Source organism: Geodermatophilus sp. SYSU D00708, from assembly GCF_054050115.1.
The window spans coordinates 40,556-61,395 of sequence record NZ_JBJGYS010000021.1; the positions used below are offsets into that span (position 1 = coordinate 40,556).

The following is a 20,840-nucleotide window of genomic DNA, read 5'->3' on the forward strand; positions in this document are numbered from 1 at the left end:
CGGCGGCTGCTCGTCCGCGTGGGCGTCGCGGGGACGCTGGTGGTGGTGTTGGCCTGGCTGCTGTGGGGGAGTCCTGTGCTGGGCGTGCACCGGATCCAGGTGGACGGTGCCGGCAGCCTCACGTCCGCCGAGGTGGTCGACGTCGCCGGCATCGCCGAGGGCACGCCGCTGCTGCGGGTCGACGTCGACGTGGCCGAGGCCCGGGTCGCCGGGCTGCCGCAGGTGGCGTCGGTCGAGGTCGCCCGCGGCTGGCCGCGGAGCGTCGTCATCACCGTGGTCGAGCGGGTGCCCGTGGCCGAGGTGGAGAAGGACGGCGCCCGGTGGCTGGTGGACGCCGGCGGGGTGCTCTTCGACACCGTGACCCGCGACCGGCCGTCCGGCGTGGTGCCCCTCGACGTCGCCCACCCCGGCCCCGACGACCGGGTGACCCGCGCCGCGCTGTCCGCGCTCGTCGCGCTGCCCGAGCAGGTGCGCGACGACCTGGCCGTCGCGTCGGCCACCACGACCGAGGACGTCACGCTCACCCTGGACGACGGCACCACGGTGCTGTGGGGGAGTGCCGACCAGGGCGAGGACAAGGCGCAGGCGCTGGTCGGGCTCCTCGACCAGCTGGACTCCGGAGCGCTGGAGCCCGCCGACGAGATCGACGTCAGCGCACCGCGGGCGGTCGTCCTGCGCTGAACGGCGGACACCCCGTCCTCCGCACCACTCCCGGCGGGCCTCTGCACGGGGCCGGCCGGGGTGGCCGCGTGCGGGAGGTGCGCGGCAGGCTGGCCGGGTGACCTCCTCGCCGATCAGCCGGTTCCCCGTCCCTCCCCGCGACGAGCTCGCCGAGGAACTGCGCGAGCGCTACGCCGACGTCGAGGAGCGCTCGGGCTTCCTGCCCAACGTCTTCGGCGCGCTGGCCTGGCGCCCGGCCGAGGCCGCGGCGTTCTTCGCGATGCACGACGCGCTCATGGACAAGGAGACCCCCGGGCTGTCCAAGGCCGACCGGGAGATCGTCGTGGTCGCCACCAGCGCGGCCAACGACTGCCTGTACTGCGTGGTGGCGCACGGGGCCATCGCCCGCATCCGGGCCCGGGACCCGCACATCGCCGACCAGGTCGCCGTCGACTGGCGCAAGGCGCCACTGCCGCCGCGCATGCACGCGGTGCTCGACGTCGCCGTCCGCCTGGCGGTGGCGCCGGCCACGGTCACCGCCGCCGACCTCGCCGGCCTGCGCGCCCACGGGCTCACCGAGGACGACGTGTGGGACGTCGGCGCGATCGTGGCGCTGTTCGCGCTGTCCAACCGGCTGGCGCACTGGGCGGCGATCCCGCCCAACGACGAGTTCTACCTCCTGGGCCGGCTGCCCCGGGAGTGAGACGGGACCCGTGGCCGACCGAGCGCGTATTCGCGGCGGCACCCTGCAGGGGCCGGGCCTCGGCGGACCGCCCGGTTCAGGGGGTCGCGGGACGACACGCGCGGCGCCGCGACACGCCCGACGCGCGACATCACTTTTCCGAGTTCGCGGTCGTCGGTGTGTCGGGGCCCTCGACCTGCACATGAGACGTTCCGGACGCGCGTCGTCACACGGAGTGATACGAATGTGACTACTGGGTCACCCGGGATCCGTGGGAACCCGCCCGGTCGACACGCCGGTCGCGGCAGGGTGTTTGTGGGGCCTCTGGCGCCCCTTTAACTTCGTCCGCGTCGACCCAGTTGACATAACTATAAGGCTTTACTTGAGGATGAGGGTCGAGGTCGGGAGCCCCACATGACACCTCCGCACAACTACCTCGCGGTCATCAAGGTCGTCGGCATCGGCGGCGGCGGTGTGAACGCGGTGAACCGGATGATCGAGGTCGGCCTCAAGGGGGTCGAGTTCATCGCCATCAACACCGACGCGCAGGCGCTGCTGATGAGCGACGCCGACGTCAAGCTCGACGTCGGCCGCGAGCTGACCCGCGGGCTCGGCGCCGGCGCGCAGCCCGATGTCGGCCGGCAGGCCGCCGAGGACCACCGGGAGGAGATCGAGGAGGTGCTCAAGGGCGCCGACATGGTCTTCGTGACCGCGGGGGAGGGCGGCGGCACCGGCACCGGTGGCGCGCCCGTCGTCGCCTCGATCGCCCGCAAGCTCGGCGCGCTGACCATCGGCGTGGTCACCCGCCCGTTCTCCTTCGAGGGCAAGCGGCGGGCCGTGCAGGCCGAGTCGGGCATCGAGGAGCTGCGCAACGAGTGCGACACGCTCATCGTGATCCCCAACGACCGGCTGCTGCAGCTCGGCGACCGGAACGTCAGCGTCATGGACGCCTTCCGCACCGCCGACCAGGTGCTGCTCTCCGGTGTCCAGGGCATCACCGACCTGATCACCACGCCCGGTCTGATCAACCTGGACTTCGCCGACGTCAAGTCGGTCATGTCCGGGGCCGGCTCGGCCCTCATGGGCATCGGCAGCGCGCGCGGCGACAACCGCGCCCTGCTGGCTGCCGAGCAGGCCATCGCCAGCCCGCTGCTCGAGGCCTCGATGGAAGGCGCGCACGGCGTCCTGCTGTCCATCTCGGGCGGATCGGACCTCGGGCTGTTCGAGATCAACGAGGCCGCCTCGCTGGTCTCCGACGCCGCGCACGCCGACGCGAACATCATCTTCGGTGCCGTCATCGACGACGCCCTCGGCGACGAGGTGCGGGTGACCGTCATCGCCGCCGGCTTCGACGGCGGCAAGCCGGCCGGCCGCAAGGACGCCGGGATGGCCTCGGTGCCCACCGCCGCCCCCGTGGCCCCGCCGGCCACCCCGCGGCTGCCGGTGCACCCGCAGCCGGTGACCGGTGCGCAGCCGGCGCAGACCGGCGAGCGGCTGCTGGGCTCGGCGTCCTCCCTGCCGCCGGTCCAGCCGGCGCCGCCGCTGCCCTCGACCTCCCAGCTGCCCTCCCGGCCCGCGGCCGGTCAGGGCATCACCGTGCCGCCGCTGCCCCCGGCGCAGAGCGCGGGTGCGGGAGGGCGCCGGCCGCTGTCCGACGAGGACTTCGAGGAGGAGCTCGACATCCCGGAGTTCCTCCGCCAGTGAAAGGACCCTCCTGCCCCCCACCGCTCGCGAGCTCGCCGCGGGCCCCTGCAGGAGGGTCGCCCGTGCCCCCCACCACTCGTCGGAGGACCCCGTCCTCCTCACCGCTCGCAGGCTCGCGGTGAGCCTCTGGACGGGGCCGTGACGCAGCCGCCGGCCGTCCCGCAGGCGGTGCGACCCCGGCGGGTCGTCACCGACCGGCGGGGCGGCCGGTCCCGTTCGCCCTACGACTCCTTCAACCTCGGCGGCCACGTCGGCGACGACCCGGCCGACGTCGACGCCAACCGGGCGCGGCTGGCCCGCGAGCTCGGCGTCGACGGCGACCGGTTGGTGTGGATGGACCAGGTCCACGGCGCCGGGGTCGCCGTGGTCGACGGCCCCGGCGACGGCCCGCTCCCCGCGACCGACGCCGTCGTCACCCGCACGCCGGGCCTGGTGCTCTGCGTGCTGGTCGCCGACTGCGTGCCGGTGCTGCTGGCCGATCCGGTCGCCGGGGTGGTGGCCGCGGTGCACGCCGGGCGGGAGGGGGTCCGGCGCGGCGTCGTCCCGGCCACCCTGGCGGCGATGGCCCGGCTGGGCAGCCGGCCGGGCGACGTCACGGCCCTGCTGGGACCCGCGGTCTGCGGGGCCTGCTACGAGGTGCCGCGCGCGATGCAGGCCGAGGTGGCCCGGGTGGCGCCCGCGGCCGCCGTGCGCACCCGCAAGGGCACGCCCGGGCTGGACCTGCGCGCGGGGCTCGCCGAGCTGCTCCGCTCCGCGGGCACCGGCCAGGTGGTGCACGACCCGCGGTGCACGGTGGAGGACCGCCGGCTGTTCTCCCACCGCCGGGACGGCGTCACCGGGCGGCAGGCCGGGGTGGTCTGGCTCGGCTGAGGCAGGATCGCGGGCGTGACCACGCCCGCGGACCGGCTCGCCACCGTGCGTGCCCGCATCGCCGCCGCCGCCCGCGCCGCGGGCCGCGACCCGGCATCGGTGGACCTGCTCGCGGTGAGCAAGACCTGGCCGGCGTCCGCCGTCCGGGAGCTGGCCGCCCTGGGTCAGTCCGACTTCGGCGAGAACCGCGCCCAGGAGCTGGTGACCAAGGCCGGCGAGCTGACCGACCTGCCGCTGCGGTGGCACTTCGTCGGCCAGCTGCAGCGCAACAAGGCCGCCGCGGTGGCCCGCCTGGGGGCGGTCGTGCACTCCGTGGACCGGCTGTCGCTGGCCCGCGCGCTCGCGCGGGCCGGGGTGGAGCTCGGCCGCCCGGTCGAGGTCTTCCTCCAGGTGGACCTCGGCGGCCCCGAGGGCGAGCTCGCCGCCCGAGGCGGGGCCGACCCCGCGGAGGTCCCCGGGCTCGCCGACGCCGTCGCCGCCGAGGAGGGCCTGCGGCTGCGGGGCCTCATGGCGGTGGCGCCCCGCGACGTCGACCCCGGCCCGGCCTTCGCCCGGCTGGCGGAGCTGGCCGAGCTTGTGCGCGCCGCCCACCCCGGGGCGCGGGAGCTCTCCGCCGGGATGACCGCGGACCTGGAGCAGGCCGTCGCCGCCGGGAGCACGCTCGTGCGTGTCGGTACCGCGCTCTTCGGCGAGCGCCCCCTACCCTCCCGAGAGGACGAGTCACACCAGTCACACGGGTCCCACCAGCCCGGGTGACCGACGCGGGCAACGCTCGCGGAACCGGAGGGGGAGGGCCGATGGCCGGAGCCATGCGGAAGATGGGCATCTACCTCGGGCTCGTCGAGGACGACGACGCCCGCGCGTACGGCCGGTACGACGCCCGGCAGCCCGACCACGCCGACCGGTACGACCGGGTCGAGGACCGTCGCTACGACCGGTACGCCGCGGACGACCGCTACGACGACCGCTACGCCGAGGCCGGCGACCGGTTCGCCGACAGTGACTACCGGGCCGACGACTTCCGCGACTCGGACTACCGCCAGTCGGACTTCCGCGACTCCGAGTACGAGGACGCCGGGTACAAGAGCTCGGGGTACAAGGACGCCGGGTACAAGGACGCCGGGTACAAGGACGCCGGGTACAAGGACGCCGGGTACAAGGACGCCGGGTACAAGGAGTCCGGCTACTCGTCCGACTACGCGGCCGACCGCGAGGCCGACCTGCCCGAGCCGAGCCCCGAGCCGGTCACCCTGCCCCGCCGCACCGGCTCCACGCGCAACCTCGGCCTGGCGCCCGCCGCCACCTCCGGCACCCCCCGCCTCGGTGGGCCGGCCGGCGCGACGCCCGCCTCCGGCGCCGGGTCCACCGCCTCGGGCGCCGCGGGCCTGGCCGCCGCAGCCGCCCCCGAGCCGGCACCCGCTCCGGCCCCGGCTCCCGCGCCGCAGCCCTACCGGATCACCACGCTGCACCCGAAGACCTACAACGAGGCCCGCCAGATCGGCGAGGCGTTCCGGGACGGCAGCCCCGTCATCATGAACCTCACCGAACTCGACCACGCCGACGCGCGGCGGCTCGTGGACTTCGCTGCGGGACTGATCTTCGGGTTGCGCGGTAGCATCGAGCCCGTCACGAACAAGGTGTTCCTCCTCAGCCCGAGGGACGTCGACGTGACGGCCGAGGACAAGGCGCGGATCCGCGAGGGCGGCTTCTTCGCCGAGTCCTGAGGCGACCGGCAGGACTCCGACCCGGCACACGAGGTGCCCCGAACGAACGAGGACCGTGGCTCTCTTCTGGCAGATCGTCTCGTCGGTGCTGCTCGTCTTCCTCGTCCTGCTCTTCGCGCGGTTCGTCGTCGACTGGGTGATGGTCCTGGCGCGCAGCTGGCGTCCCTCCGGGATCGTCGCCGCCGGACTCGAGGTCGTGTACGCGACCACCGACCCGCCGCTGAAGGCCATCCGGAAGGTCATCCCGCCCCTGAACCTGGGCACCATCCGGCTGGACCTCGGGTTTATGGTGCTCTTGATTGCCGTGTACATCCTGCGTGGCATCACGACCTCACTCGCCGCCACCGCGTGACCCCTGAACCCGCCGGGGAGGGCGACGTCGGAGGCTGGGTGCGGTCCGCCGTCGCTCGTCCGACAACGTCCCTGTTCCCGCTGTCCGACCCGAGGTGACCCCGATGCCACTCACGCCTGCCGACGTGCACAACGTCGTCTTCAAGAAGCCGCCGATCGGCAAGCGGGGCTACGACGAGGACGAGGTGGACGCGTTCCTCGACGTGGTCGAGGCCGAGCTGGCGCGGCTGATCGAGGAGAACAACGAGCTCCGCGCGGGCTCGACCACCGGCCGCACCCCGCGCCAGGAGGCTCCCGAGCCGCCGGCCCCGGCCCCGGCGGTGGCCCCGCCGCCCCCGCCGGCCGCCCCGCGCGAGGACGACAGCGCCCGCGCCTCCCGCATGCTGGCCCTCGCGACGGAGACCGCCGACCGGTACGTCAACGAGGCCAAGGCCCAGGCCGACCAGATGGTGTCGACGGCCAAGAGCAACAGCGACCGCATGGTCACCGACGCGCGGGCCAAGAGCGAGCAGATGGTCAGCGAGGCCAAGATGCGCGCCGACTCGATGGTCACCGACGCCCGCACCCGCGCGGACACGATGGAGCGCGAGGCCCGCGCCAAGGCCGCCGCCCTCGAGCAGGACGCCGAGCGCCGGCACACCGAGGTCATGGGGTCGCTGGAGGAGAAGCGCAGCAGCCTGGAGCGCAAGATCGAGGAGCTGCGGACCTTCGAGCGCGAGTACCGCACCCGCCTGCGGTCCTACCTCGAGTCGCACCTGCGCGACCTGGACAGCCGCGGCTCGGCCGAGCCGGCGTCGAACAGCCGCCAGAGCCAGCACGCGACGGCGTAGGACGCCGTACCCCGCGCAACGGGCCGCGACGGGCCTCCGGACGACGTCCGGGGGCCCGTCGGCGTCTCGGCCCCCCGGCTGCCGGGGCGCACCGCGTACGTGCCCGGTTACAGTCTGCGCGTGATCTTGGCGGCGGGCCTGCTGGTGCTGATCGGTCTCGGGTTGTTCGGCGGCGGACTGGTCACCGGCCTCACGGCCCTGTACTGGGGGTGCGTGGCGGCCTGCGCGCTCGCCGCCGTCCTGCTGGTCCTGGCCCGGAGCGGGATGGCCCGGGAGGCCGCCGACTTCGCCGCCCGCGCACCGGAGGCCCCGCGGCACCCCCGGGAGGCCGGCCGCCGGGTGCCGGAGGACCCGGCGACGCCGCCGCGGGGCCAGGCCGCGCTGCCGGACCCGGTTCCGCCGCGGTGGGAGGAGGCGCCGGTCGACGAGCCGGAGCCCGACGACGAGCCGTCCACCGGCGCGCACGCCGCGGTCGCCCGCACGACGACCCCGGACGTCGGCGCGGACGGCGAGCCGGCCGAGGAGGACGTCGAGGTCACCGACCTGCTGCTCGTCGTGGACCTGCGCGACGACGTGCTCGTGGTCGACGAGCACCCGCGGTACCACCTGGCCGGCTGCCCGCACCTGGGCGGCCGGACGGCGGTGCCGCTGCCCATGGTCGAGGCCCGCGCCGACGGGTTCACCCCGTGCGCCGTGTGCCGCCCGGTCCGGCACGCCGCCGAGACCGAGCGCGCCCGCCGCCGGACCGCCCGAGGGTAGCGGTCCCGCGGGCGGCCCTGGACGGGGTCCTGCTTCAGCTCTCCGCGCGGGCGACCCAGAAGCGCGTGCCCGCCGGGCCCTCGACGCCCTCGCCGGTGCCGGGCTCCTGCGCGTGCACCCGGACCGCGAGCACCTCGTCGGCCACCTGGGCGGCGTGCTCGGTCAGCGCCTGGGCCATCTGCTCCCCGTCCGTCGCGTCGGCGGTCCACCACAGCTCGATGCGGTCGCTGACGGCCAGGCCGCTGGTCTTGCGAGCCTCCTGGACCAGCCGGACGGCCTCCCGGACCAGGCCGGCCCGCTCCAGCGCCGGGGTGAGCTCGAGGTCCAGCGCCACGGTGAGCCCGCCGCCGCTGGCCACGGTCCAGCCCTCCCGCGGCGTCTCGGTCACGACGAGGTCGCCCTCCTGCAGCGGCACGGCGGCCCCGTCGACCTCGACGCTCGCCGTCCCGGCGCGGTAGCCGGCGACGAGGGTGGGCGCGTCCGCGGCGGCGACGGCCTTGGCGACGGCCTGCACCTGCTTGCCCAGGCGGCGCCCCACCGCGCGGAAGTCGACCTTCACGCTGACGTCGACCAGGTCGCCGCCGACCGCGGAGAGGTCCATCAGCTCGGCCACGTTGAGCTCGTCGGCCACCTCGGCGACCAGGTCGCGGGGGAGGACCGACCAACCCGGGGCGGAGACGACGGCGCGGGCCAGCGGCTGGCGGGTGCGCACCTTGGCCGACGTCCGGGCCGAGCGGCCGAGCTCGACCAGCCGGCGGACCAGCGCGACCTGCTCGACGAGCCGGTCGTCGCGGGCGTCGGCGTCCACCTGCGGCCAGGAGGACAGGTGCACCGAGTCCGGCGCGTCGGCCAGCCCCGGCGTGACCGCCCGGGTCCAGACCTCCTCGGTGACGAACGGCGTGAACGGCGCCATGAGCCGGGTGAGGACGTCGAGCACCTCGTGCAGGGTGGCCAGCGCGGCCGGGTCGCCGTCCCAGAACCGGCGGCGGGAGCGGCGCACGTACCAGTTGGAGACGTCGTCGACGAACTGGGCGAGCAGCCGGCCGGCGCCCTGGGTGTCGAAGTCCTCCAGCGCCGCGGTCACGCCCTCGGTCACCGCGGCCAGCTCGGCCAGCGCCCAGCGGTCCAGCAGCGGCCGCTCCGCCCGCGGGGGAGCAGGGGTCGTGGCCGGGTCCCAGCCGTTGGTCTCCGCGTAGAGGGTGAAGAAGCTGGCCGTGTTCCAGTAGGTCAGCAGGACCTTGCGGACCACCTCGGACAGCGTCTCGTGCCCGACCCGCCGGGCCGACCACGGCGAGCCGCCGGCCAGCATGAACCAGCGGACGGCGTCGGCGCCGTGCCGGTCCATCAGCGGGATCGGCTCGAGGATGTTGCCCAGGTGCTTGCTCATCTTCCGGCCGTCCTCGGCCAGGATGTGGCCCAGGCACAGCACGTTCTCGTACGAGTTCCGCCCGAACACCAGCGTGCCCACGGCCATGAGCGAGTAGAACCAGCCGCGGGTCTGGTCGATCGCCTCGCAGATGAACTGCGCCGGGTAGGCCGCCTCGAACTCCGCCTGGTTGCGGTACGGCGCCCCCCACTGGGCGAAGGGCATCGAGCCGGAGTCGTACCAGGCGTCGATGACCTGCGGCACCCGCCGGTAGGTGCCCTCCTCGCCGGGGCGGGTGAAGGTGACCTCGTCGATGAACGGCCGGTGCGGGTCCAGGCCGGACAGGTCCCGGCCGGTCAGCTCCGACAGCTCGGCCAGCGACCCGACGACCACCATGCGGCTCGGGTCGGCGTCGTTGCGCCAGATCGGCAGCGGCGTGCCCCAGTACCGGTCCCGGGACAGCGCCCAGTCGACGTTGTTCCGCAGCCAGTCGCCGTAGCGGCCCCACTGGATGTGCTCGGGGTGCCAGGAGGTCTTCTCGTTCTCGGCGAGCAGCTGGTCCTTGATCGCGGAGGTGCGGATGTACCAGGACGGCTGCGCGTAGTACATGAGGGGTGTGTGGCACCGCCAGCAGTGCGGGTAGCTGTGCTCGTAGCGCTGCTCGCGCCACAGCACGCCGCGCGCGGCCAGGTCGGCCACCAGCGTGTCGTCGGCGGCCTTGAAGAACCGGCCGCCGACCAGCGGGACGTCGGGCAGGAAGTGCCCGGTGTTGTCGATCGGGTTGACCACCGGCAGCCCGTAGGCCCGGCAGACCGCGAGGTCGTCGGCGCCGAAGGCGGGGGACTGGTGGACCAGCCCGGTGCCGTCGTCGGTGGTGACGTAGTCGGCCAGGACGACGAAGTGGGTGTCCTCACCCTCGGGGAAGTCGACCAGCTCGAACGGCCGCCGGTAGTGCACCCGCTCCCAGTCCCGGCCGGTCGTGCGGGCCAGCACCTCGACGTCGTCGGTGTCGCCGAAGACGGCGCCCAGCAGCGGCTCGGCGACGACCAGCGTGTCGTCGCCGCGCCTGGCCACCACGTAGGTGACGTCCGGGTGGACGGCGACGGCGGTGTTGGACGGCAGCGTCCACGGCGTCGTCGTCCAGACGAGCAGGTCGGCCTTCCCGGCCCACTCGCCGCTGGTGACCGGCAGCCGCACGTAGACCGACGGGTCGGTGATCGACTCGTAGCCCTGGGCGACCTCGTGGTCGGAGAGCCCGGTGCCGCAGCGCGGGCAGTAGGGGGCGACGCGGTGGTCCTCGACGAGCAGGCCCTTGTCGAAGACCTGCTTGAGCGACCACCAGACGCTCTCGATGTAGGCGGGGTCCATCGTCCAGTAGGCGGTGGACAGGTCGACCCAGTACCCCATCCGGCGGGTCAGGTCGGAGAAGTCGCTGACGTGCCGCTCCACCGACTCCCGGCAGCGGGCGTTGAACTCGGCGATGCCGTAGCGCTCGATGTCGGGCTTCCCGGCGAAGCCCAGTTCCTGCTCGACGGCGATCTCCACCGGCAGGCCGTGGCAGTCCCAGCCGGCGCGGCGGGGCACGTGCCAGCCCTGCATCGTCTTGAACCGCGGGAACACGTCCTTGAACGCGCGCGCCTCGATGTGGTGGGTGCCCGGCCGGCCGTTCGCGGTGGGCGGGCCCTCGTAGAAGTTCCACTGCGGCCGGCCGGCGGAGGCCTCCAGCGAGCGGGCGAAGACCTTGTCGGCCTCCCAGCGGCCCAGGATCTCCTGCTCCAGGACGGGCAGGTCGACCTGCGGGGGCAGCGCGCGGAAGGGACCGGGAGAGCTCACGCCCCCATTGTCCCCGAGGCGTCGACCGGGTCGTGGAACGGCTCCGCCACGGGCGTACGGGAGACTGCGGAGGTGGTCAGGGGCGCGCGGTGAACACGACGGTCACCGTCGGCCTCGCGCTCGGGGCCGTCGTGGTCCTCGTGGCCGCCGTCGCGCTGCGCCTGGCCGACCGGCTGGGCCTGCCGAGCCTGCTCCTCTACCTGGCGCTCGGCGTCCTCCTCGGCGAGGACGGCCTGGGCGTGGAGTTCGAGGACGTGCAGCTCACCCAGACCCTCGGCGTGGCCGCCCTCGTGGTCATCCTGGCCGAAGGCGGCCTGACCACGCGGTGGAACGACGTCCGGCGGGCGATCGGGCCGGGCGTGGCGCTGGCGACGGTCGGCGTCCTGGTGAGCGTCGTCGTCACCGCGGCGGTCGCCGTCTGGCTGCTGGACTTCTCCTGGGCCTTCGCCCTGCTGCTGGGGGCCGTGATCAGCAGCACGGACGCCGCGGCGGTGTTCGCCGCGCTGCGCCGGTTGTCGCTTCCGCGCCGGCTGGCCGCCTCCATCGAGGCCGAGAGCGGGCTCAACGACGCCCCGGCGATCCTGCTGGTGACCGCGCTGGCCACCTACCTGACCGGCGAGCACAGCGAGCCGTGGTGGCTCATCGGGCTGGAGATCGTCGCCGAGCTCGTGGGCGGCGCGGCGATCGGGGTCGCCGTCGGCCTCGGCGGCGCGGAGCTGCTGCGCCGGGTGGCGCTGCCCCTCGCCGGCTTCTACCCGCTGGCCACCCTCGCGCTGTGCGTGCTCGCCTTCGCCCTGGCCGACCTCGCGCACACCTCGGGGTTCGTCGCCGTCTACCTGGCCGGCGTGGCGCTGGGCAACCGCGCGCTGCCGCACCGGTCGGCCAGCATCGGCTTCGCCGAGGGCATGGCCTCCCTCGCCCAGATCGGCCTGTTCGTCCTGCTGGGGCTGCTGGTCTCGCCCGCCCGGCTGGACGAGGCGCTGCTGCCGGCCCTGCTGGTCGGCGGCGCGCTGCTGCTGGTGGCCCGGCCGCTGTCGGTCCTGGCCAGCCTGGTCTGGTTCCGGATGCCGCTGGCCCAGCAGGCGTTCATCTCCTGGGCCGGCCTGCGCGGGGCGGTGCCCATCGTGCTCGCCACGTTCCCGGTCGCCGCGGGGGTGGAGGGCGCGACCCGCATCTTCGACACGGTCTTCGTGCTGGTCGTCGTCTTCACGCTGATCCAGGGCTGGTCGCTGCCCTGGGTGGCCCGGCGGCTGCGGATCGCCGCACCGGTGACCCCGCGGGACGTCGACGTCGAGTCCGCGCCGCTCGACGAGCTCGACGCCGACCTGCTGCAGCTGACCGTGCCGCCCGGGTCCCGGCTGCACGGGGTGTACCTGCCGGAGCTGCGGCTGCCCGAGGACGCCGCCGTCGTGCTCATCGTGCGCGACGGCCGGTCCTTCGTGCCCGGGCCCACCACCCGGCTGGTGCGCGGCGACCAGGCGCTGCTGGTGTCGGCCCGCCGCTCCCGGTCGGAGGCCGAGCGGCGGCTGCGCGCCGTCAGCCGCGCCGGGCGCCTGGCCTCCTGGCGGGGGGAGACCGGCGCCGCCACGGAGAGCGACTGAGGGAGGACGCCGACATCCCGCCGGCCCTCCCGCAGGGTCCCGCCCCGAACCTGCGCGGGGTGGGCGCAGGAGGGTCCTCTCTCAGCCGTTGAGCTCGAGGGTCTGCATCGTCTCGGCGCGGACCTCGGCGAGCAGGGCCGGGTCGTCGGCCAGCCGGCGCCCGTAGGAGGGGATCGCCTCCTGCAGCCGCGGCCGCCAGGCGGGGATCCGGTCGGGGAAGCACCGCTCCAGCACGGTGAGCATCGCCGAGACCGCGGTGGACGCGCCCGGGGAGGCGCCCAGCAGGCCGGCGATCGAGCCGTCCCCGCCGACGACGAGCTCGGTGCCGAACTGCAGGACGCCGCGGCCGGTCGTCGGGTCCTGCTTGATGACCTGGACCCGCTGCCCGGCGGTGATCATGTCCCAGTCCTGCTGCTCGGCGAGCGGCACGAAGGCCTGGAGCGTCGTGTGGCGCGCCGACCGCGTCTGGAGCAGCTCGCCGACGAGGTAGCGGGTGAGCGCCATCTCGGTGCGGGCCACGCCCAGCATCGACCCGAGGTTGTTCGGCTTGACGCTGAGCGGCAGGTCGAACATCGAGCCGGCCTTGAGGAACTTCGGGGAGAAGCCGGCGTAGGGGCCGAACAGCAGCGAGTGGTCCCCGTCGATCAGCCGCAGGTCCAGGTGCGGCACCGACATCGGCGGCGCCCCGACGGCGGCCTGGCCGTAGACCTTGGCCTGGTGGGCCGCGACGAGCTCGGGGGAGCGGGTGCGCAGGAACATGCCGCTCACCGGGAAGCCGCCGAAGCCGCGGATCTCCGGGATGCCGGCCTTCTGCAGGAGCGGCAGCGCGCCGCCACCGGCGCCGACGAACACGAACCGGGTGCGGACGGTCCGCTCCTCGCCGCTGGCCGCGTCGCGGACGGTGACCGTCCACCGGCCGTCGCTGCGCCGGTCGACGGCGGTGACCCGCTGGCCGACGTGCACGTGGACGCCCCGGTCCTCGGCCGCGGCGAACAGCAGCCGGGTCAGGGACCCGAAGTCGACGTCGGTGCCGGCGGCCGAGCGGGTCGCCGCGACGACCTGGTCGGCGGGGCGCCCGGCCATCATCAGCGGCACCCACGAGGCCAGCTCGGCGGAGTCGTCGGTGTACTCCATGCCGGTGAACAGCGGGTGCGCGGCCATGGCCTCGTGGCGGGTACGCATGTACTGCCGGCCGGCGTCACCGGTGACGAAGCTGATGTGCGGGACCGGGGTGATGAAGTCCTTGGGCGAGCCGGTCAGGCCCGCGCGCACCAGGTGCGACCAGAACTGGCGGGACACCTGGAACTGCTCGTTGATGGTGACGGCCTTGCTCACGTCCACCGAGCCGTCGGCTGCCGCGGGGGTGTAGTTCAGCTCGCAGAGGGCCGCGTGACCGGTGCCGGCGTTGTTCCAGGCGTCGGAGCTCTCACCGGCCACCGAGGGTCCGGACTCGAAGACGGCGACGCTCCAGTCGGGAGCGACGACACCGAGCAGCGACGTGAGGGTCGCGCTCATGATGCCGCCGCCGACGAGGACTACGTCGGGGTCGGTGGCAGGGGCGAGATCGGTGGACACGACGGCCTTCCGTGCTCGGGGGTGGCGCTGTACCTATCCAGTAACGGTGCCTAACCGTCCGAACATGTCACTCGCCGTGGTGAGATGAGTCGCACGGCGTCATGAGATGGATCACATCCGGTTCGAGTTGCGCCGGCCCGCCGAGCGGAGCAGGCCACGCCGTCGCCCCGGTTATCGTCGGTCCGGCCGCGTCCGGAACGACCGAGGAGCTCCTCCTGTCCGAACCCAGCGACCCCCGGGACGACGCCGGTCCGCGCCCGCGGCGCCCGCGCACCCGGCTGCTGCTCCTCCTCGCGCTGGGCGTGCTGCTGGCCGACCTCGCCACCAAGCTGCTCGTCGTCGCCACGATCGCGCCGGGGGAGGACGTCCGCCTGCTCGGCGGCGCCCTCTACCTGACGCACGCCCGCAACACCGGTGCGGCGTTCTCCTTCGCCGAGGGCTTCACCGTCGTCTTCACCCTCGTCGCGGTCGCCGTGGCGGTGGTGATCGTGCGCACCGCGCGCCGGCTGTTCTCGGCCGGCTGGGCGGTGGCGCTGGGGCTGGTGCTCGGCGGTGCGGTGGGCAACCTGGTCGACCGGGTCTTCCGCGACCCGGGGTTCCTGCGCGGCGGCGTCGTCGACTTCCTCTCCGTCTTCGCCCCCGACGGCCGGGTGTACCCGATCTTCAACCTGGCCGACTCGGCGATCGTCTGCGGCGGCGTCCTCGGTGCCGTGCTGGCGCTGCGCGGCGTCGAGTTCGACGGCTCCCGGGCCTCGGCCGCGCGCGCGGCGGGCGACGGCGGCCCGGCGGGCGGCTGAGCACCCGCGGTGGCGGCGCGCCGGCCCGGTCGCGGCCCCCTGGCACGATGGAGGCCGTGACCAGCTCCGCGGGCCAGCACCGGGCCCTCCCGGTGCCGGACGGGCTGGAGGGCCAGCGCGTCGACCAGGCGCTGTCCCGGCTCTTCGGCCTCACCCGCAGCGCGGCCGCCGACCTGGCCGACGCCGGCGCCGTCCTCATCGACGGGCGCGCCCGCGGCAAGGGCGACCGGGTCAACGGCGGCAGCTGGCTGGAGGTCGAGCTGCCCCCGCCGCCCGGGGAGCCCGTCGCGCCCGAGCCGGTCGCCGGGCTCACCGTCGTCCACGACGACGACGACATCGTGGTGGTGGACAAGCCGGTGGGCGTCGCGGCGCACCCGAGCCCCGGCTGGGAGGGGCCCACCGTCGTCGGCGGCCTGGCCGCGGCCGGGTACCGCATCTCCACCTCCGGCGCGGCCGAGCGGCAGGGCGTCGTCCACCGGCTCGACGCCGCCACCACCGGGCTGATGGTCGTGGCCAAGAGCGAGCGGGCCTACACGCTGCTCAAGGCGGCGTTCAAGGAGCGCACCGTCGAGAAGGGCTACTCCGCCCTGGTGCAGGGCCACCCCGATCCCTCGCGCGGCACCATCGACGCCCCCATCGACCGTCATCCGCGGCACGACTGGAAGTTCGCCGTCGTCCAGGGCGGCCGGCCCTCGGTCACCCACTACGAGGTCGTCGAGGCCTTCCCGGCCGCCAGTCTGGTCGACATCAAGCTGGAGACCGGCCGCACGCACCAGATCCGCGTGCACTTCTCCGCCCTGCGCCACCCGTGCGTGGGCGACACGACCTACGGCGCCGACCCGACCCTGGCCGCGCGGCTCGGCGTGGCCCGGCAGTGGCTGCACGCCGTCCGGCTGGGCATCCCGCACCCGGCCGACGGGCGGTGGATGGAGTTCACCAGCCCCTATCCGCCCGACCTCGCCGGCGCGCTGGAGATCCTGCGCGCAGAGGCGTGAGGCCCGGTCCCTGATGGATCTGCCCGGGTCCCTCGCCGAGTACGGCCCGGCGGCGCTGTCGGCGGTCGTCGTCGCCGGCTACCTGGTGGCCGGCGAGCCGCTGGTCGGGCACGTGCTGCACCGCCGGTTCGAGGGACGGCTGCGCACCGACGACGGCGCCCGCCGGTCGTTCTACCGGCGGCTGCTGGTCCTCGAGTGGGGCCTGGCGCTGGTCGCCAGCGTCGTCTGGCTGTCCGCCCCCGGGGTGAGCGCGGCCGAGGTGGGCCTGCGGTGGCCGCAGTCGTGGCCCGGTCCGCTGTCGGCCGCAGCCGCCGTCCTGGTCGTCGTCTTCGTCGTCCTGTCGACCCGGGCGCTGCGCTCCGGGGCGCTGGTCTCCGCCGCCGAGGTGCGGCGGCCGGGAGAGGGCCGGCACGCCGAGCCGCAGGTGCACGCCACCCTGGCGCTGCTGCCGCGCACGCCCGCCGAGCGGCGGCTGTTCACGGTCGTGGGCGTCACCGCGGGCGTGTGCGAGGAGTGGCTCTACCGCGGGTTCTTCCTCGCCGTCGTCGCCGCTGTCGCCGGCGGGCTGTCCACACCCGCGCTCGTGGCCGTCGCCGCCGCGGCGTTCGGCCTGGCACACGCCTACCAGGGGGTGGCCGGGATCGTGACCACCGGCGTGCTCGGGGGCGTGCTGGCCGCGGTGTACCTGGACACCGGCTCCCTGCTCGTGCCGGTCGTGCTGCACGTGCTCATCGACCTGCGGTTCCTGCTCGTCCCCGCGAGCGCGCTCCCGGCGGGCAGCCGGTGAGCGGACGGGCGTCGGTCGCCACCGCGGCGGACTGGCCGGAGGTGGTCGCCCTGCGCACCCGGGTCTTCGTCGAGGAGCAGGGGGTGCCGGCCGAGATCGAGCAGGACGCCCTCGACGCCACGGCCGTCCACGCCCTCGTCCGGGACGACGCCGGCCGGGTGGTCGCCACCGGGCGGCTCCTGACCCGGGAGGGGCGCGCGGTGATCGGCCGGATGGCGGTCGACGCGCCGGTCCGCGGCCGCGGCCACGGCGCCGCCGTCCTGGCCGAGCTGCACCGCCAGGCGGTGCTGCGCGGCCTGCCGGAGGTGGAGCTGCACGCGCAGGTCACCGCCCGCGGGTTCTACGAGCGGGCCGGATACACCGTGGTCGGCGACGAGTACGAGGAGGCCGGCATCGCGCACGTCACGATGCGGCGTGACCTCGGCTGACGCCGTGTGACCGAGCGGTCCGCCTGTGGCGAGACACCTTTCTGTCGGTCCCCCGGAGTAGACCTCCGTGGTGCGAGGATCGGGTCGTCCCCCGGCCCGCACCCCGGACCACAGCACCGCCGGTCTTCCCCGCCGGTCGCCCGCTCGGATCCCCGACGGCCGGGCACGCACGACCTGTGAGGAGCACGCACCCCCGTGAGCAGCACCCCGTCGTCCGACTCGTTCGTGCACCTGCACGTCCACACCGAGTACTCGATGCTCGACGGCGCGGCGAAACTGCCGGAGGTGACGAAGGCCGCCGCGGAGCACGGCATGCCCGCCCTGGCGATGACCGACCACGGCAACGTGTTCGGGGCCTACGACTTCTACAAGCAGGCCACCAGCGCCGGCGTGAAGCCGATCATCGGCATGGAGGGCTACTACACGCCCGGCTCGCGGTTCGACCGGGCGCCGTTCGACTTCGGCGACAACCTCATCGACGAGGACGGCGAGGGCGGCTCGTCGCGCGGCAAGGCCGCCTACACCCACATGACGCTGCTGGCCCGCACCACCGAGGGGATGCACAACCTCTTCCGCATCTCCTCGCTGGCCAGCCTCGAGGGCCAGTACCGCAAGCCGCGGTTCGACCGCGACCTGCTGGAGAGGTACGGCAAGGGGCTGATCGCCACCACCGGCTGCCCGTCCGGCGAGGTCAACATGTGGCTCCGGGCCGGCAAGGAGGACCGCGCCCGCCAGGCCGCCGCCGACTTCCAGGACATCTTCGGCAAGGAGAACTTCTACGCCGAGCTGATGGACCACGGCCTGTCCATCGAGAAGAAGACCCGCCCGCAGCTGCTGGCGATCGCGAAGGACCTCGGCATCCCGCTGCTGGCGACCAACGACCTGCACTACACGCACAAGGAGGACGCCGAGGCCCACGACGCCCTGCTGTGCATCCAGACCGGGTCGCGCCTCAACGAGCCCAACCGCTTCAAGTTCAACGGCGACGGCTACTACCTGAAGAGCGCCGCGGAGATGCGGGCACTGTTCCCCGGTGACCTGAAGGCCGCCTGCGACAACACGCTGCTGGTCGCCGAGCAGTGCGAGGTGTCCTTCACCGAGGGCGCCGACCTCATGCCGCGCTTCCCGCTGCCGCCGGGGGAGGACGAGACCTCCTGGTTCGTCAAGGAGGTCGAGCGCGGGCTGCACAAGCGGTACCCGAACGGCATCCCCGACCACGTGCGCAAGCAGGCCGACTACGAGGTCGGGATCATCACCCAGATGGGCTTCCCGGGGTACTTCCTCGTGGTCGCCGACTTCATCAACTGGGCCAAGGACAACGGCATCCGCGTCGGCCCCGGCCGTGGCTCGGCCGCGGGCTCGCTGGCCGCGTACGCCATGGGCATCACCGACCTCGACCCGCTGGCGCACGGGCTGATCTTCGAGCGGTTCCTCAACCCCGAGCGCGTCTCCATGCCCGACGTCGACATCGACTTCGACGACCGCCGCCGCGGCGAGGTCATCCAGTACGTCTCGCAGAAGTACGGCGAGGAGCGGGTCAGCCAGATCGTCACCTACGGCACGATCAAGGCGAAGGCCGCGATCAAGGACGCCGCCCGCGTGCTCGACCGGCCCTACTCGGTCGGGGACGAGCTGACCAAGCTCATGCCGCCGGACGTCATGGGCAAGGGCATCCCGCTGTCGGGCGTGTTCGACCCGTCCCACCCGCGCTACAAGGAGGCCGCGGAGTTCCGCGCCCGCTACGAGTCCGACCCGGGCGCGGCCGAGGTCGTCGACCAGGCCCGCAAGCTCGAGGGGCTGAAGCGGCAGTGGGGCGTGCACGCCGCCGGCGTCATCATCGGCCGGTACCCGCTGATCGACAGCATCCCGATCATGCGCCGGGAGAACGACGGCGCGATCATCACGCAGTTCGACTACCCGACCTGCGAGACGCTCGGCCTGCTGAAGATGGACTTCCTGGGCCTGCGCAACCTCACGGTCATCGACGACGCGCTGCGCAACATCGTCGCGAACGGCAAGGAGCCGGTCGACCTCGACGAGATCAGCAAGGACCTCACCGACAAGGCCACCTACGAGCTGCTCTCCCGCGGGGACACCCTCGGCGTGTTCCAGTTCGACGGCGGCCCGATGCGGTCGCTGCTGCGGCTCATGCGGCCGGACAACTTCGAGGACATCTCCGCCGTCGGCGCGCTCTACCGGCCCGGCCCGATGGGCGCGAACTCGCACACCAACTACGCGCTGCGCAAGAACGGCCAGCAGGAGATCACGCCGATCCACCCGGAGCTGGCCGAGCCGCTGGAGGACATCCTCGGCACGACCTACGGCCTGATCGTCTACCAGGAGCAGGTCATGGCGATCGCGCAGAAGGTCGCCGGGTACTCGCTCGGCAAGGCCGACCTGCTGCGCCGCGCGATGGGCAAGAAGAAGAAGTCCGTCCTCGACGCGGAGTTCGTCGGGTTCGAGGCCGGCATGAAGGAGCGCGGCTACTCGGACGCGGCGATCAAGACGCTGTGGGACATCCTGGTCCCGTTCGCCGACTACGCCTTCAACAAGGCCCACTCGGCCGCCTACGGCCTGGTCTCGTACTGGACGGCGTACCTCAAGGCGAACTACCCGGCCGAGTACATGGCCGGGCTGCTGACCAGCGTCGGCGACGACAAGGACCGCCGGCCGATCTACCTTGCCGAGTGCCGGCGGATGGGCATCAAGGTGCTCCCGCCGGACGTCAACGAGTCGTCCTGGGACTTCGCCGCCGTCGGCACCGACATCCGATTCGGGCTGGCGTCGGTGCGCAACGTCGGGCACAACGTCGTCGACTCGATCCGCCGGGCCCGCGAGGAGAAGGGCGCCTTCAAGGACTTCGCCGACTTCATGCGCAAGATCGACACGGTGGCCTGCAACAAGAAGGTCATCGAGTCCCTGGCCAAGGCCGGCGCGTTCGACTCCCTGGGCCACTCCCGGCAGGGCATCGTCGCCGTCCACGCCCAGGCGGTCGACTCGGCGATGGCGCTCAAGCGCAAGGAGGCCGAGGGACAGTTCGACCTCTTCGGCAGCTTCGGCGGCGACGACGACGGCGGGGACGACCCGTTCGGCGGGGCGCTGGACATCGTGATCCCGACCGCCGACTGGTCGAAGTCCGAGCGGCTGATGTTCGAGCGCGACATGCTCGGCCTCTACGTCTCCGACCACCCGCTGCACGGCGTCGAGCACGTGCTCACCGCGCACGCCGACACCCCCATCGCCGAGATCAACGCCGGCGGCGTCGAGGACGGCGCGAACGTGACCATCGCCGGCATCCTCACGTCGGTGCAGCCCCGCACCAACAAGCAGGGCGCACCCTGGGCGATCGCGACGCTGGAGGACCTCGAGTCCGGCATCGAGGTGCTGTTCTTCCCGAAGACCTGGGCCGAGGTGTCGGAGAAGGTGGTCCGCGACCAGATCGTGGTGGTCAAGGGCCGGATCAGCCGGCGCGACGACCAGCCCTCGCTGTTCGGCGCCGAGGTGACCATCCCCGAGCTCACCGAGGGTCCGCGCGGTCCGGTCATGGTCTCGATGGCCGCCGCCCGCTGCACCCCGCCGGTCGTCGAGCGGCTGCGCGAGGTCCTGGGCAGCCACCCGGGCACCACCGAGGTGCAGCTCAAGCTGGTCAACGGCGGCCGGGAGACCGTGCTGCGGCTGGACCAGGGCCTGCGGGTGCGGCCGAGCACCGCGCTGATGGGGGACATCAAGGCCCTGCTCGGCCCGACCAGCGTGGCGCTGCTGTGAAGAAGGACCACCCTTCCCCCCACGCCTCGCGAGCTCGGCGCGGGGCCCTGAAGGGTGGCCGTTCCAGTACGTCACCGAGGGCGGCGCGACGGTCCGGGAAGAGGTTCCCAGGG

General features: G+C 73.8%; 17 protein-coding genes. 15 read left to right on the forward strand and 2 right to left on the reverse strand.

Annotated elements, in window-relative coordinates; genetic code table 11:
* Positions 1 to 18 precede the first annotated feature (18 nt).
* The 9 genes from ACI79D_RS17380 to ACI79D_RS17420 all read left to right on the forward strand — a co-directional run bounded on the left by ACI79D_RS17380 (position 19) and on the right by ACI79D_RS17420 (position 7,580).
* Entirely contained in the window at positions 19 to 681 is a 663-nt protein-coding gene (locus ACI79D_RS17380) for a cell division protein FtsQ/DivIB (protein WP_456919702.1), read from the forward strand.
* Between the two features lie 97 nt (positions 682 to 778).
* Positions 779 to 1,363, forward strand: a complete 585-nt coding sequence (locus tag ACI79D_RS17385) for a peroxidase-related enzyme (RefSeq protein ID WP_456919703.1) — start codon at positions 779 to 781, stop codon at positions 1,361 to 1,363.
* A 393-nt stretch (positions 1,364 to 1,756) separates the two neighbouring features.
* Positions 1,757 to 3,046, forward strand: a complete 1,290-nt coding sequence (ftsZ, locus tag ACI79D_RS17390) for a cell division protein FtsZ (protein WP_456919704.1) — start codon at positions 1,757 to 1,759, stop codon at positions 3,044 to 3,046.
* Positions 3,047 to 3,184: 138 nt separating this feature from the next.
* The gene (pgeF, locus tag ACI79D_RS17395; protein WP_456919705.1) at positions 3,185 to 3,916 is read left to right on the forward strand and encodes a peptidoglycan editing factor PgeF; all 732 of its coding nucleotides are present in this window, start codon (positions 3,185 to 3,187) and stop codon (positions 3,914 to 3,916) included.
* A 15-nt stretch (positions 3,917 to 3,931) separates the two neighbouring features.
* Complete coding sequence (locus tag ACI79D_RS17400) at positions 3,932 to 4,672, forward strand: YggS family pyridoxal phosphate-dependent enzyme (protein WP_456919706.1); 741 nt, start codon at positions 3,932 to 3,934, stop codon at positions 4,670 to 4,672.
* Between the two features lie 41 nt (positions 4,673 to 4,713).
* Positions 4,714 to 5,640, forward strand: a complete 927-nt coding sequence (gene sepF, locus ACI79D_RS17405; protein ID WP_456919707.1) for a cell division protein SepF — start codon at positions 4,714 to 4,716, stop codon at positions 5,638 to 5,640.
* 55 nt (positions 5,641 to 5,695) lie between these two features.
* Positions 5,696 to 5,992, forward strand: coding sequence for a YggT family protein (locus tag ACI79D_RS17410; RefSeq protein WP_456912228.1), 297 nt, complete (start codon positions 5,696 to 5,698; stop codon positions 5,990 to 5,992).
* 103 nt (positions 5,993 to 6,095) lie between these two features.
* Positions 6,096 to 6,821, forward strand: coding sequence for a DivIVA-like cell division protein Wag31 (gene wag31 / locus ACI79D_RS17415; protein WP_456919708.1), 726 nt, complete (start codon positions 6,096 to 6,098; stop codon positions 6,819 to 6,821).
* A gap of 120 nt (positions 6,822 to 6,941) precedes the next feature.
* Positions 6,942 to 7,580, forward strand: a complete 639-nt coding sequence (locus ACI79D_RS17420) for a hypothetical protein (RefSeq protein ID WP_456919709.1) — start codon at positions 6,942 to 6,944, stop codon at positions 7,578 to 7,580.
* A 34-nt stretch (positions 7,581 to 7,614) separates the two neighbouring features.
* Here the strand turns inward: ACI79D_RS17420 and ileS are convergent, their stop codons facing one another.
* The gene (gene ileS, locus ACI79D_RS17425) at positions 7,615 to 10,779 is read right to left on the reverse strand and encodes an isoleucine--tRNA ligase (protein WP_456919710.1); all 3,165 of its coding nucleotides are present in this window, start codon (positions 10,777 to 10,779) and stop codon (positions 7,615 to 7,617) included.
* Between the two features lie 89 nt (positions 10,780 to 10,868).
* Between ileS and ACI79D_RS17430 the strand changes: the two genes are divergently transcribed.
* Entirely contained in the window at positions 10,869 to 12,380 is a 1,512-nt protein-coding gene (locus ACI79D_RS17430; RefSeq protein WP_456919711.1) for a potassium/proton antiporter, read from the forward strand.
* 81 nt (positions 12,381 to 12,461) lie between these two features.
* Here ACI79D_RS17430 and ACI79D_RS17435 read toward each other — a convergent pair whose 3' ends face one another.
* The gene (locus tag ACI79D_RS17435; RefSeq protein WP_456919712.1) at positions 12,462 to 13,955 is read right to left on the reverse strand and encodes a malate:quinone oxidoreductase; all 1,494 of its coding nucleotides are present in this window, start codon (positions 13,953 to 13,955) and stop codon (positions 12,462 to 12,464) included.
* 101 nt (positions 13,956 to 14,056) lie between these two features.
* Between ACI79D_RS17435 and lspA the strand changes: the two genes are divergently transcribed.
* From lspA to dnaE, 5 genes are all read left to right on the forward strand, one after another.
* Entirely contained in the window at positions 14,057 to 14,752 is a 696-nt protein-coding gene (gene lspA, locus ACI79D_RS17440; protein WP_456919713.1) for a signal peptidase II, read from the forward strand.
* 47 nt (positions 14,753 to 14,799) lie between these two features.
* The gene (locus ACI79D_RS17445; RefSeq protein WP_456919714.1) at positions 14,800 to 15,747 is read left to right on the forward strand and encodes an RluA family pseudouridine synthase; all 948 of its coding nucleotides are present in this window, start codon (positions 14,800 to 14,802) and stop codon (positions 15,745 to 15,747) included.
* A 13-nt stretch (positions 15,748 to 15,760) separates the two neighbouring features.
* The gene (locus tag ACI79D_RS17450) at positions 15,761 to 16,534 is read left to right on the forward strand and encodes a CPBP family glutamic-type intramembrane protease (RefSeq protein WP_456919715.1); all 774 of its coding nucleotides are present in this window, start codon (positions 15,761 to 15,763) and stop codon (positions 16,532 to 16,534) included.
* Entirely contained in the window at positions 16,531 to 16,962 is a 432-nt protein-coding gene (locus tag ACI79D_RS17455) for a GNAT family N-acetyltransferase (protein WP_456919716.1), read from the forward strand. Before ACI79D_RS17450 ends, ACI79D_RS17455 begins: the two co-directional genes overlap by 4 nt.
* 195 nt (positions 16,963 to 17,157) lie before the next feature.
* Positions 17,158 to 20,727, forward strand: a complete 3,570-nt coding sequence (dnaE, locus tag ACI79D_RS17460) for a DNA polymerase III subunit alpha (protein WP_456919717.1) — start codon at positions 17,158 to 17,160, stop codon at positions 20,725 to 20,727.
* The last annotated feature ends 113 nt before the right edge of the window (positions 20,728 to 20,840 follow it).